Source organism: Mesorhizobium sp. M8A.F.Ca.ET.208.01.1.1 (assembly GCF_004791315.1).
GTDB lineage: Bacteria > Pseudomonadota > Alphaproteobacteria > Rhizobiales > Rhizobiaceae > Mesorhizobium.
The window spans coordinates 266,397-278,471 of record NZ_SRUT01000005.1; the positions used below are offsets into that span (position 1 = coordinate 266,397).

Consider the following 12,075-nt stretch of genomic DNA (forward strand, 5'->3'; position numbering starts at 1 on the left):
AAAGCCCCGGGGACTGACGGACAGGGGCGAATGAAGCCCGAGTGCGGTTGCATTGCGGCGGAACGGCGGCGCGGATTCTCACGAAGTGAGTCAGGGTTTCCCATGAGTTGAAAGCCATGGTTTCCAAAGCGGAAAAGAAACGGGCATACCCGCTGATCTCAACGGCCGATATAGTTGCGCACGGATATATATCTGGATGCGGCCGACGGCTCGCATTCGAAGCAAACTCGACATGTTTTCCTAACCAAATCGCAGGCGGTACAGGCCTCTATTATCAGGTCTGAGTACCATGGCCCGCGCGATGGACAAAGCAACCACCCACCCCGAGTTTGAAAGGCGAAGGGCTCGCGCTGCTCAATACCTGCGCATGTCGACGGATAGGCAAATCTACTCCATCGACAATCAGAAGGACGCGATCCGTAACTATGCAGATGTCATGGGTTATGAGATCGTTGCCACGTATGAAGATCCGGGCCGAAGCGGGCTCAACATCTGGGGACGCCCGGGCTTGAAGCGGCTGATCGAAGATATCGAAAGCCGGCGGGCCGATTTCGAAACTGTCGTGGTCTATGACGTCAGCCGATGGGGACGCTTTCAGAATACTGATGAAAGCGCCTCTTATGAATACCGATGCCAAAGAGCCGGAGTGCGGATCGAGTTCTGCGCGGAACTGTTCGTCAACGATGGGAGCGTCGGGTCCGACGTGCTGAAGGCTATTAAGCGTAGCATGGCAGCAGAATACAGCCGAATGCTGTCAGAGAGGGTCTTTGCTGGCCAAAGCCGCATAGTCAAACTCGGTTTCAGCGGCGGTGGCCCCGCGGGCTATGGGTTGAGGCGCCTTCTTGTCGACGGCTCTGGAAATCCGAAGGGAATCCTCCATCACGATGAGCGAAAAGGCCTGGCCAGCGACCGCGTCGTTCTCGTTCCCGGGCCTGAAAATGAGGTTTCAACCGTCCGATGGATATTCAACCAGTTTGTGAAAAGGAGAAAAACGGCAGTCGAAATTGCGGCTGCTCTAAACGCGCGCGGCCTGGTCACCGAGTTTGGCCGGCCTTGGACCGGAGAGTGCGTAGGCACGATACTGGCCAGCGAAAAATATATCGGCAACAGTGTTTGGAACCGGATATCCCACAGGCTTCTGCAAAACCGGGTAAGAAATCCGCCAGGCGCATTTGTGCGCGCCGACAACGTCATCAAGCCGCTCGTAACCCGGGCGGTGTTCGATCGTGCGCAAGCTATCAGGCGGGGGCGCACCTACCTCAGATCCGATGAGGAGTTGCTGGCCGATCTGACCAAGCTTTGGAAAGAGCGGGGACGGCTGTCGAGTCCGATAATTGATGCAGCTCCAGGCTGTCATTCAGCCAGCATTTACGCGCATCGCTTTGGAAGCATGAACGCCGCCTACCAGTTGATCGGATACGACGGGTCGGCGAACTATCGGAAACTCGACATCAGAAGGCGGCTCATTCAGATTCGGCAGCAAACAATCGAGAACTTGATCTCGGACATCGGCGGGGTCGGTGGCTCGGCGCTGTACGATCCCCAAACAAAGATTATGCGTGTCAATGATGAATTCTCCGTGGCGATTTGGACTGCGCAATATCGGATGAACGTCGCCGGGTTTCCACGCTGGCCGTTCTGGAAGCGGGGTCTCATCGGGCCAGAGGTGACGATTTTGATCAGGATGGAGACCGATAATCAGACCGTTCGTGACTTCCTAATCGCACCCGCTCATGAAGCGCATTCTGCCCTTCACATGCTCAAGGCCGACAATGGCGTGCGCCTTGATGCCTTCCTGTTCGCTTCGCTTGATCCTGTGGTTGAGATGGCGAGACGAGAACCAATGCCGGCAAATATATGAGAACTACGAAAGCCGGGCTTCGCGACTTCGTCACAAACAATCGGCATGCCATTCGGCTGACGGTAGATTCGCGGGCGCCGATGAACCCGCTGCGTGTCTCCGGTTTGTTGAAGACCTACAGGCGCCAAGTCGACAATATGCAGGAATTCATCAGGGAAGCCGACGCGGTGAAACACCAGATGGAAAGCGTCGTCGATGCCTTTCGTCATGTCCTGCGCATCGCTGCATTTCAAGGATTGCTTCAATCGAATGGCTTCGCAACGCTTCCTTCGATCTTGATGCAAAATTCGCCAGAGGCCGGGGTGAAAGCGGGTATCTGCGAAGACCGGCAGATTTCCTTGCCGCGCGTCGACGAGCCGCTTGTCGAAGGCATCTGCCTCGAAGCTCTCGACATGCTGAACGATTTCGGCGCCCCCTTGAAGATTTTCGGCTTGTTACGAGAGGTCGTGCCGGGCCGGCAGGTTGAGGTTGTCCGGTTGATGCTCGCGATGAACCGCGTGGAATTTCGAGTAGCGAGGCTCTTGATCGAGCTCACCCCACGATCACAACTCACCAATCCCTTGGCTCGCAGAAAAAGATACGAGGGTATTTCCCCGGCGCAAATGGCCGCCATGGAAGCCAACATTGCCGAGGTCAGCCATGACTATCTGAGCGCTGCCAGCACCCACGGCTCAGAAATGCTAAACCTGATCGCCGCTACGAGCTATTTCGACCGACTGCTGAACAACCCCAAGCTGGTTCGATATCTGGCGCGCAATTTCGCGGGGCAACTGGAGGTGTTTCAGAACTTGCTCGACTTCCGCGAGGCTCGATACAAAGAAACACCCGCCGCAAGCCGGGTCGCAAGCGATCGGTCATCACCCTTAGTTTCGCGGCATGCTGTGGACCTCGAGCCGGACCGGCCCGCCCCGGTCGCAGCTCGTGCAGAGAAGCGCTCGCTCAACAGTGCTGAATAGCGCGTCCCTCCCGTATCGGCGGATAAGTCCGGCCGCCTTTACCGGGGCATGGTGGGAGCAATTCTTGCACCAGGCTCGCAGAGTGTGCCATTCGCGCAGATCGCCGAGCGAGACGTCGAGTCCGGCGTGTATGCTGCCGTCGATGATCGTTTGAGGCGGAAGCTTTACTTCGCCCGGCGTGACCATTTTCTCCATGACGTGGCGGCTGTTGTAATGGATCAGCAGCATGCCGGGCCGGCGCCTGATGGCGGCATGCCAGGCAGCTTGGCTCACCATCGCATCCGGCGATCGACAGATGGTTTCGAGATGCGTCTTCTCCTCCCGATCCCAAACCTCGATCCGGAAATTGTCTTCGGCGGTGTCCACCATCTATGGGCGCGCCTTAAGCCAGCCGCGAGAAAACCCATTCGAGACCGCCGCGCGTGACAAAGCGAGTTCCCGCTCAAGTTTGGCGTTCCTGGCCAAGACGGTCAGCAAGGCGACCACAACGTCGCCACCGGCTGCAGCTATGGCCTGCTGGGCAGTAAACTCCAAATCGGACATAGCTTCGCCAATCGGCGCATTTTGGCGCTTTCCCATGGCCTTTTTCCTGCTCAGATACATCAGGAATAAGGAACATATTCCTGTCAGGTCAAGAGGTATTGACTCTCATGTTCTCATTTTGTTCACTGATGGCAAATTGGTGACAGGAGATGAGCTTTGAAGCTCGATAGAGGAAAGCGCCATGTGCGGTCGCTACACCCGGTATTTGCCGTGGTCCGAAATCCATCGGCTCTGCCGGCTGACGGCGCCGGCGGATGTCGGTCGCAACTACGAGCCGCGCTACAACATCGCGCCGACGCAGGATGTGCGTTTCGTCACCGCCGGCGAGAACGGCAACCACCGCCTGCGCGAAGGGCGATGGTGGCTCGTTCCGTTCTGGGCGAAGGAGATGCCCAAGGCGGCCATGTTCAACGCCAGGATTGAAGGCATTGACACGGCGCCGGCCTTTCGGGACGCCTTCAAGTCCAAGCGCTGCCTGATCCCCGCTGATGGCTTCTTCGAATGGACGATTTCGCCGGCAGACGGGAAGAAGGATCCTTGGCACATCTATCTGCCCGGCCACGCGCCTTTTTCGTTTGCCGGACTCTGGGCCCACAATTCAAATCTCGACGTCACCAGTTGCACCATCATCACCGAGCCGGCCGGCGAGCCGATGAAGAACCTGCACGACCGGCAACCGGTCATTCTCGACCAAGCCTATTATGACGCCTGGCTGGACCCGGCTACGCCGAAGGACTATTTGAAGGACATTCTGAGCCACGACATCGACGGTCAGTTGCAATTCGACCGTGTTGGGCGCGACGTCAACTCGGCCGCCGTCAACAAGCAGCCGAATGACCACCCTGCCCTGGTCGGGCCGATCAACCCACTATGAGCGACGAACCAATCAAACTTGCCGAAGGCATCACATCGGCACCGCGTGGGCGCGCGAAAGTGCTGGGGCATCTGTGTGAGCACGAGGGCTGCCTCATGCATGCAGGCTTCGGTTTTGCCCGGCTCCGCCAAGACCCACATGTTTCGAGCATCGCGCCGACGGCGAACGGTATCTATAGCTTCACCAAGTTACTCCGACGCGCCAGGATCGTGGAAGTGCACAATCCAGTCGACCAGCGTTCGATAGAGGCTTTCCACCTCGTCGTCGAGCTCCATCCGCTTGATGCCGATCGCCTTTGCATCGGCAATTAGCTGATCGGTGAGTTCGTCCACGGAGATGACATCTGGTTTTGCCGTCTCCGGCACGTTGTTCGCGATCCATTGGTACAGGAAATCGATGCCACGCGCGCTCATTAAGCCATAAGCTCGATCTGCGCTTTGGGTTCCCGTCCACGAACGCAGTATATTAGACATCGCTTGACGAAGCCGCACACTGCTCCAGAATCATGCACATGGGCAGAGGCTTTCACATTGGCGACGAGGTCGCCATAACCGCGACGATACGCCGGCGGGTCACCGAGGACCGCGTGAGCGTTTCCATCCCATCCTATGGACAGCCCCATTCCATCGTTGACAGCACGTTGAAGGTGCAGAAGGGGCAGCCGATCGAACTGATCGGCGACGTCACACATATCGACGAGGGAAAAGTGACGGTGAACCTGAGCATTCCCATCACCGTTGATGCCGCGACCGTTAGGCTGGTGACGCCTTACAAGCCGCCGACGCGGAAGGCGCCTCTGGTGGACGAGGCCACTTAGAAAGTTGTCTCTTCCGTCGAGAGGTGCTTTGGCCGGGCGGCCTTGCCTGCCTTGTCAGAGGACTTTAGCTGCCGGCAGGTTGCGTTTTATTGCAGAATAAGGCAGAGCCGTTACTGGGGCATTGGTGTGAGTGGGCGATCAGATGTTTTGGTGGGGCTTAGTGGTGGGCATTGCCGTAAGTGTAATTGTGGTGGTTATTATATTAACACGTGTTATGGATTTGGAGGACAGATCCACCCGGGAATAGGGTTTCTTTGTTGTCGGCGAACTGAAGGAACACGCGAGATACCGGCGCTTGGTACCAAGTAGTGCCTATCGGGACTGAGGGTTTTATGCGTGCCGATTTCCTCACGCCTTTCCACTACGGGGAGCCGGCTTGTCGTTCGACGCTCCGATTGTTGGCACTGATTTGCGTAGGATCGACACCTGACGGATAGGGTTTTGCTTTCTTAAGCGCGAGGGTCATATCCGTGCTCCAGCATGAGTCTCCAGGGGTCAATCTTCCTCGCGAAAATCCTGCAGCGAAGCGTGCCGCAAATCCTCCTCGCCGCGCAAGTGCTTCACGCGCCCGATGATCCCCGGCTTCACCCATTGCGTCGCCGGCCGCTTCATCCCCTTGGGCGCCGGCCCGGCGTGCTCTTGGACGCGCTCCCACAGGCGCTCGCGGATCGCGCGGCTGGAATTGATGAAGGCCGAACCGACATAGCGCCCGGTCGTCCGATCCGCCATCAAGGCAAAGGCCGGCTTTCCGGGCTCTCGCTCGACGCCTAACAGCTCGTATTCCTCGACCGTATAGCATTTCGCCTTGAGCCAGTTCGTTGACGGGCCGGAGCGATATTTGCTGTCGCGCCTTTTCGAGACCATGCCTTCCATGCCGGCCTGGTCGATCAGGTGGAAGATGGCGCTGGCCTCGCCCGCGAGCGCCTGGCTGAACTGGATGCGCTGCCCGTCAGGGATCATCTCGGCCAGGATCTCGCGCCGGTCTTCCAGCGGCATGTCGCGAATATGGTGGCCGTTGATGTGCAGAAGATCGAAGGCGACGAAATAGAGGTCATGTTGCCGGCTGGTGATCGCCTTGCGCAGTGCCCCGTAGTCAGAAAGCCCGGCGTCGTTCAACACGATGATTTCGCCGTCAATGATCGCACTTTCCACCTCGAGGTCGCCGGCCGCCTTGGCGAGGTCTCGGTATTTGCCCGTCCAGTCCAGCCCGCGGCGGGTGAAGACGCGAACGCCGGTTTCATCCTTGATGATCTGAGAGCGGTAGCCGTCGAACTTGACTTCGTGAATCCAAGCGTCGCCCTCGGGAGGTTTGTTAACCAAGGTCGGCATCAGCGGTTCAATGAACTTCAAACGCATACACGGCACTCGCGACCGGCGATTCAATTAGCTTTATCTAAATGGTTCCAAAACTCCAAACTCCATTCGTGTGCGCCAGTGCAACAAAGGGGGGACAATCAACGTTGCCACCCATCTGTGGAGCTAAAGGACCCGACGACGAAGTACGTGGTGGAAGAGATTTACGCCGACGCGGTGGTGTCAGCTGGCGTGGTCTTGGAGGACGATCCGATGAAGGCCGCCGAGGTCGTGGCCGGACAACAAGTATCGCCAAGAGCGATGCAGGATCATTGGTTCCGCGTGGTCAATGAAGAGCAGGCGGCCGTATACGAGTACAGCCTCGTCGGACCTGACCAGCGTCCAGACGTCACGGAATTGACGACGCCTTCGGACCTTGGTCCACCGATCGCCGGCACACTGCACGGAGGCGGCGTCATTCCTGAAGCGGACCATTTCTACAAATGCCCGAACTGCGGCCAGAAGGTCGATCAGCGCAATTTGCGCCAAGTCATGTGGCATGAAGTTCCTGGCCATGAGCCATTGGAGACAGTGCCCGCGACAATCCTCAGTTTCCCTCGATCAAAATAAGAAAGGCCCGCCTGCCGGTCAGGGCAAGCGGGCTTTGATAGAAAGTCAGGCAGAACTCATGGCGGCGGAGGCGGCGGCGGAACTGACAGACTTGGGGCGGCTGTCACAACCGACAGGCGCTCGCGCTTAATCAGCGCGGGCTTCTCATAGGCTCTCTTCATAGTGGCGCTCCTCGCTTTACCCTCGGCGAGAAACTGCATTACGTCGACAATTCTTGTCAACCGCCCCCGACCACAAGTTCGGCCGCCAGCCAAAAGCCGCTGCCCATGAAGAGCAGCACCACCATTGAAAACAGCAAAAGCCGCATAGGCGCCAGCCTCGTTGGACAATAGCATTGTAGCACAGGCTAAAACAAAATGCCCGCCACCTTCCGGCAACGGGCAGTCCTTCTGGAGTTGTGCTGGGATCAACTAGCCTGATCAACACCGGGCGGGGTTCCCCTTCAGCCCTGATCAGTGCGCCTTGGCAAACGCATTCATGACAGCGGGCACGCTGAAGCTACCCCAACACCGCTGGCTGAGCTGGGATGCGCTGGCCCTCGAGGATCATCTCGGAAAGAATCTCGCGACGCTCCTCCAGCGGCATGTCGCGAAGATAATGGCCGTTGATATGCAGGAGATCAAAGGCGACGAAATAAAGGTCATGTTGCCGGGTGGTGATGGCTTTGCGTAGCGCGCCGAAGTCCGACAGGCCGGCCTCGTTCAGCACGATGATTTCGCCGTCTATATCTTCCGCCCTGTCCGCTGTTGGTCGGCAGCAGCTACGTGAGGGGCGAAACCTGACGGCAGAGCAGTCACGTGCGAGCACTATTTCATAGACGCCTCCGGTCTCTTCCTCGATTTCGGCGCTGGTGATGCCGTTTGCCTTCGCTGGCTGCCGGTCGACGCCAAAACGTACATGCCCAAGGATAGTCGCCATCGCCCAACATAAGGTCGACATGGCCTGCCTGCGGATCCTCGGCAAGAGCGGCGACCACCAGGCTATACTTGGCATCACCTTGCCTTTCGCAAGTGCCGGAGTGATACCCAACCTCGAAATGCCGCTAGCCTAATGGTGGCAACTAATATGTGTTTGTGGCAAAAACATCACACACTTTTAGGACGGACCCGGCTATTACTATATGTGAGGGATTGTCTTGGGTTGGGAGAAAATCGTGAATAGATTCTTAGCAGTTGTCGCCTTTGCAGCCTTGTCGGCAAGCACAGCCTCAGCAGCCGACATGGTGGCGCCGATCGCTGGGTCGGCCTACGACTGGAGCGGTTTCTATGTCGGCGGCCACCTCGGCGTTGCCAATGGTGACATCACGGCGACGGACGTAACGGAGCCGAACGGTGGTTTTTTCACCGACGCGGTTCCGGCCGGCACGGAAGGCTTTGACTTCAACAAAGCCGGCGTCGCTGGAGGTATTCATGCAGGCGCGCAATGGCAGTGGGGGCAATTCGTGCTGGGAGGCGAGGCGACTTGGACTGCCACGGGCATCCGCAAAACCATCACCAGTCCCTATTTCCCGGACAGTGACACCGAGACCGCCAAAATCTCGAATTACGCAACGGTCGTTGGCCGCGTCGGCTATGCCTTCGATCGCGTGCTCATTTACGCGAAGGCGGGTTATGCTGGCGGCAAGGTGGATTTCCGAGCCCGAGACAACGACGCTCTCGTGACCTACGAGAAAAAAGAGTGGCAGAACGGCTATGCGCTTGGCGCCGGCATCGACTACGCCGTTACGAACAACCTCTCGCTCGGCGTGGACTACACCCACATTGACCTCGGTCATAAGACGAGCACGGGCAACAACGTGTTCGATAACGGCAGCCTCGGTGCTAATCCTGAGACCTATCGCACCGACGCAAAAGTTGATGCCGTGATGGCTAGGCTGACCTACAAGTTCGGGATGGGTCAGTAGTTTTTAGCCACAAAGCCAGCGAGAAGAAAGCCCGGCAGATTGCGGTGCGCCCGGCTCGAGCCTTTCAATATAGCGGAGCCGGGCACGCACGCGGCCTAGTCGTTGCCCTGATCGATGACGACATGTCGATGGTGATGGCGACGGTGACCCATCGTCACGATGACCGTATCCCGGCGGTGATGGCGGTGGCGCCACGCACGCTCGCCATTGTCATAGAATGCGACATGCCCATGATGGCGATGATGGAGCCGACCTCCCTCGTCATTATAGACAACGGCGCGATGGTGGTGACGGTGATGCGACGTGATCACCACATCAGCCTCGGCGGCCGTGGCGATAGCCGGGATGCCAAGAGAAAGCGCTACGGCGCTCAAGATCAAAGCCTTCATGTTTATAGTCCTGTCTGCTGATTACGGTGTCCCTTCAGCAGATGAATGTGATCATTCGCCTTTGTTCCGACCCGCAAAAGGTTGATGAAAAGCATTCCGCTTATGTTGTGGACAATGAATCGCCCGGACGCGGTGGTCCCCGGCCGGGATGGAACCGCTACGTTGGGGCAGGGTAGACGTTCGAACCTGACAGGCCAGTGACCCGACGGGCCACGCCATCAACTTCTGCAAGGAAGCTAGCTAGTTCGAAACGCCGTCGGCCAGACAAAATGAACCTCGACGCGACGGCCTCAGCGTCGAGTTTGATGTTGACCGGATCGACGCCATAGCTCTCCCACAACGCTCTGTATTGACGGATCAAGGTGACATCGTCAGCCGGGGCCCCCTTTGCCAACGAGGTAGTTAATCACCTGACAACGCGGACTAGGTCCTGCCGTTTCGCAGGTGACATGCTCATCGAGAAGTCTCTCGAAGAACGATGTGCGTACGGTGTCCGCATGCCGACGAAACCCACGCTGCGCATCACTCCAGGTTTATCGGGAGAGGCGACCGTGTGCGGCGAGGGCGAGCCCGAAAGGTCGAGGCGATGAAGCCATTGGCTCAATCATTCTCCCTGGCAAAGCCCTGGAACTTCTCGATGACTCTGACGTTGCGGGTGGCCACGGTTTACAGCCAACGAAGAGGAATATTTCTATGGGCAGCAAGAGCGACAAGGCCTCGGGTCTAGCTAACCAGGCGGTTGGAAAAGCCAAGGAAGGCGTTGGCAGAGCGTTAGGCAATGACAGGCTCAGGGACGGAGGCGAGGCGCAGGAAGCCAAGGGCAAAGTACAAAAGGCGGTCGGCGATGCAAAATCGGCTGTCAAGGACGCCACAAACAAGGTCGCGGCCAAGATCAACAAGAACCTCTGAGCTCCGGCTGCCGACCCGAGAGGCCGTCGGTGAGGAGCGGGCTGTTTGGACAAATGTCTTCCCCATCCAACCCCCGACGCGCGCATGATGCAAAAGCCGCTGATGCGCACCAGTCACCCTCGGCGACCCTGTTGGCGGCGATCCGTGAACGCAGATTTCGGCTTTATATCAGTGCGTTGTTTAGCTGTGCACAAGTGCTTTTGACTGTTGTGGTTGCCGACGAGTCCTGCAAGCTCGCCACATGATTTCCGCAGGCTTGGATGAGATCATGTTTGAGATGGTGGTCGGCACCATCCGCCACATGCCAGGCCCTTTCTCCGACAAGGTTAACCTCGTCGCCGAGCGCACTCAGGGCGTGGTCCTCTTCGAGCTTCGTGTCGATGGGGATCGACACCTCCAACGCATCGCCGCGCTAGCCTATCCGACCGGGGGCCTTGGACTGATGGCTCTCGACAAATTGGGGCAAGCGGTAATCTGCCATTTTGCGGGTCACGCTTTCGATGACTTCACCCAACCGTTGGTTCGCTGGTCCCTCCTCACCATGGCTGAGCAGGCTTCCGGCGACTGCCTCGGCGCGACACTTCTTCTGGTCGAAGCGCTCCGTTGCGAAGGACACTTTCTTTGCCAACCCTGCTGACAAAGATTCGGCTTGTTTAGGTCGTTGCCGCCCGGCAAAGATCGACAAGCTTTCTCGCGGCGCGCAAACGTCCCGGCCCCGGTGTCGTCGCGATTTTGAATATCACGCGGTCTTCGCGTGGGCTGCAATCTGGGTGCTTTTGCAGACGGGCTAGAAGCTTCGAGTCCAGCTTCGCGAGCTCGATGGCGATGGCTGCGGGGCCGGCGCCGATCCTGACGATGCCGGCGCCAGCGGCGGCTTGTTTCAACCGGGCCAACTCAATGAGCATGATCGTTTCTGGTGGCGGAGCGCCGAAACGGTCTTCCAATTCATCGGCGAAGGCATCGATCTCAGCTGCGCGCTCGAAGCGTTGCAGCCGGGAATAGAGGTTTAGTCTGACGGTGGCGTCGGGGACATAGTCCGATGGGAACGCGCCCGAAAATTCAAGGTTGATCGCGGGCTCCGATATCGATCTGTCGTCACCTCGCTCTTTCATATGTTCATCCAGACCGAGTTCATGAAATCGGGCGGCCGCTGTGAGCATGTTGTCTCGGACAACGGCTTCGATTGGACTGTGATGGGGTCCGCGATCGATGCACTTCCCGGTACGGATGAGGACGGGATCTACGATCCGCATCCGGCCCTGATCGGTGGCAAGCGCTACATCGTCTATTCAGGCATGCCACGGTTTACCAAGGTTCCGCAGCCCGACATCTATCTCGCGCGCAGCCAGTCGGATTCGTGGTTTGGGCCGTGGAAGCGGGTGGGCAAGATAACTCGACCATACCGATTTGTCTCACCACAATTCGCGTGAGCATCCTGACTATGAATGGGGCATCGAGGGTGCGCAGCTTGTCGAGCTCCCGGGCGGGCGCATTCTTCTCAACGCGACATGCTTTCTCCCCGAAGGGCCACGCGGCAGCCGCCAGCGGGTCTTTTTCGCCCTCGCCGAGCATGTCGAGGGCCCTTACCGCACGGTCGGGCCGGTTCTTGACCCTGGAGAACCAGGTGAAAATGGTCACTCGACCGTAGTCATCGAGGGCACTCGGCTGGTCCTTTTCTACCAGAGTCGCAGGGCCGCGACAGGTCATCGCTGGCGGTACGGCGTCGCTAAATGCGACCTGGCAAGGCAGGCATGGTCCAACGTGGCTTGACGTTGGCCATCCACGCTGCAGCTAGCTTGGACGCGCGCCCTGATCGTGAAAGCAAGCCGAAAACCTACCTCACGTCGCCCGCTCTCCGCTGGCGTCGCTGATCTTGTCCCTGACGGCCTTTTCGGTTTCC

15 protein-coding genes and 1 pseudogene are annotated in these 12,075 nt (G+C 58.2%); 10 read left to right on the forward strand and 6 right to left on the reverse strand.

All coding sequences use genetic code 11. From position 1 onward, the window contains the following. Nucleotides 1-301 precede the first annotated feature (301 nt). Both EN851_RS23245 and EN851_RS23250 read left to right on the forward strand, forming a co-directional pair. Nucleotides 302-1,861 (forward strand): recombinase family protein, encoded by a 1,560-nt coding sequence (locus EN851_RS23245; RefSeq protein WP_135880743.1) that lies wholly within the window; start codon nucleotides 302-304, stop codon nucleotides 1,859-1,861. Between the two features lie 80 nt (nucleotides 1,862-1,941). Then, complete coding sequence (locus tag EN851_RS23250) at nucleotides 1,942-2,817, forward strand: plasmid partitioning protein RepB C-terminal domain-containing protein (protein WP_245511659.1); 876 nt, start codon at nucleotides 1,942-1,944, stop codon at nucleotides 2,815-2,817. Here EN851_RS23250 and EN851_RS23255 read toward each other — a convergent pair. Continuing rightward, nucleotides 2,725-3,186: a hypothetical protein gene (locus EN851_RS23255; protein WP_135880742.1), complete on the reverse strand. Its 462-nt coding sequence runs from the start codon at nucleotides 3,184-3,186 to the stop codon at nucleotides 2,725-2,727. The two genes, EN851_RS23250 and EN851_RS23255, sit on opposite strands and share 93 nt — an antisense overlap. Then, complete coding sequence (locus EN851_RS23260; protein WP_135880741.1) at nucleotides 3,187-3,396, reverse strand: hypothetical protein; 210 nt, start codon at nucleotides 3,394-3,396, stop codon at nucleotides 3,187-3,189. A gap of 145 nt (nucleotides 3,397-3,541) precedes the next feature. Here EN851_RS23260 and EN851_RS23265 point away from each other — a divergent pair, with 145 nt between their 5' ends. Beyond that, nucleotides 3,542-4,234: an SOS response-associated peptidase gene (locus EN851_RS23265; protein ID WP_135906990.1), complete on the forward strand. Its 693-nt coding sequence runs from the start codon at nucleotides 3,542-3,544 to the stop codon at nucleotides 4,232-4,234. Between the two features lie 188 nt (nucleotides 4,235-4,422). Here the strand turns inward: EN851_RS23265 and EN851_RS23270 are convergent, their stop codons facing one another. Beyond that, nucleotides 4,423-4,647, reverse strand: coding sequence for a DUF768 domain-containing protein (locus EN851_RS23270; RefSeq protein ID WP_135880739.1), 225 nt, complete (start codon nucleotides 4,645-4,647; stop codon nucleotides 4,423-4,425). A gap of 98 nt (nucleotides 4,648-4,745) precedes the next feature. Here EN851_RS23270 and EN851_RS23275 point away from each other — a divergent pair, with 98 nt between their 5' ends. Then, nucleotides 4,746-5,051, forward strand: a complete 306-nt coding sequence (locus EN851_RS23275; protein ID WP_135906992.1) for a hypothetical protein — start codon at nucleotides 4,746-4,748, stop codon at nucleotides 5,049-5,051. A gap of 495 nt (nucleotides 5,052-5,546) precedes the next feature. Here the strand turns inward: EN851_RS23275 and EN851_RS23280 are convergent, their stop codons facing one another. Further along, nucleotides 5,547-6,407 carry an ATP-dependent DNA ligase gene (locus EN851_RS23280; RefSeq protein ID WP_135880737.1) on the reverse strand — a complete coding sequence of 287 codons (861 nt, stop codon included), beginning with the start codon at nucleotides 6,405-6,407 and terminating at the stop codon, nucleotides 5,547-5,549. 150 nt (nucleotides 6,408-6,557) lie between these two features. On the opposite strand from EN851_RS23280, the gene EN851_RS37310 reads away from it, so the two are divergent. After that, on the forward strand, nucleotides 6,558-6,974 hold the full coding sequence (locus EN851_RS37310; RefSeq protein ID WP_245511660.1) for a hypothetical protein: 417 nt from the start codon (nucleotides 6,558-6,560) through the stop codon (nucleotides 6,972-6,974). 525 nt (nucleotides 6,975-7,499) lie between these two features. Here EN851_RS37310 and EN851_RS23295 read toward each other — a convergent pair. Then, nucleotides 7,500-7,700: pseudogene (locus EN851_RS23295) on the reverse strand (ATP-dependent DNA ligase); the annotation flags it as partial. Nucleotides 7,701-8,127: 427 nt separating this feature from the next. Here EN851_RS23295 and EN851_RS23300 point away from each other — a divergent pair. The 4 genes from EN851_RS23300 to EN851_RS23315 all read left to right on the forward strand — a co-directional run bounded on the left by EN851_RS23300 (nucleotide 8,128) and on the right by EN851_RS23315 (nucleotide 10,812). Further along, the gene (locus EN851_RS23300) at nucleotides 8,128-8,877 is read left to right on the forward strand and encodes an outer membrane beta-barrel protein (protein WP_245511661.1); all 750 of its coding nucleotides are present in this window, start codon (nucleotides 8,128-8,130) and stop codon (nucleotides 8,875-8,877) included. A gap of 122 nt (nucleotides 8,878-8,999) precedes the next feature. Beyond that, entirely contained in the window at nucleotides 9,000-9,287 is a 288-nt protein-coding gene (locus tag EN851_RS37890; protein WP_167531277.1) for a hypothetical protein, read from the forward strand. Nucleotides 9,288-9,959: 672 nt separating this feature from the next. After that, complete coding sequence (locus EN851_RS23310) at nucleotides 9,960-10,175, forward strand: CsbD family protein (RefSeq protein ID WP_135906996.1); 216 nt, start codon at nucleotides 9,960-9,962, stop codon at nucleotides 10,173-10,175. A gap of 268 nt (nucleotides 10,176-10,443) precedes the next feature. Continuing rightward, nucleotides 10,444-10,812 (forward strand): hypothetical protein, encoded by a 369-nt coding sequence (locus EN851_RS23315; RefSeq protein WP_135906998.1) that lies wholly within the window; start codon nucleotides 10,444-10,446, stop codon nucleotides 10,810-10,812. Between the two features lie 16 nt (nucleotides 10,813-10,828). On the opposite strand, the gene EN851_RS23320 is transcribed toward EN851_RS23315, so the two are convergent. Then, nucleotides 10,829-11,287 (reverse strand): TRCF domain-containing protein, encoded by a 459-nt coding sequence (locus EN851_RS23320; RefSeq protein ID WP_167531278.1) that lies wholly within the window; start codon nucleotides 11,285-11,287, stop codon nucleotides 10,829-10,831. Between EN851_RS23320 and EN851_RS37320 the strand changes: the two genes are divergently transcribed. Then, on the forward strand, nucleotides 11,288-11,605 hold the full coding sequence (locus EN851_RS37320; RefSeq protein ID WP_245511662.1) for a hypothetical protein: 318 nt from the start codon (nucleotides 11,288-11,290) through the stop codon (nucleotides 11,603-11,605). Nucleotides 11,606-12,075 lie beyond the last annotated feature (470 nt).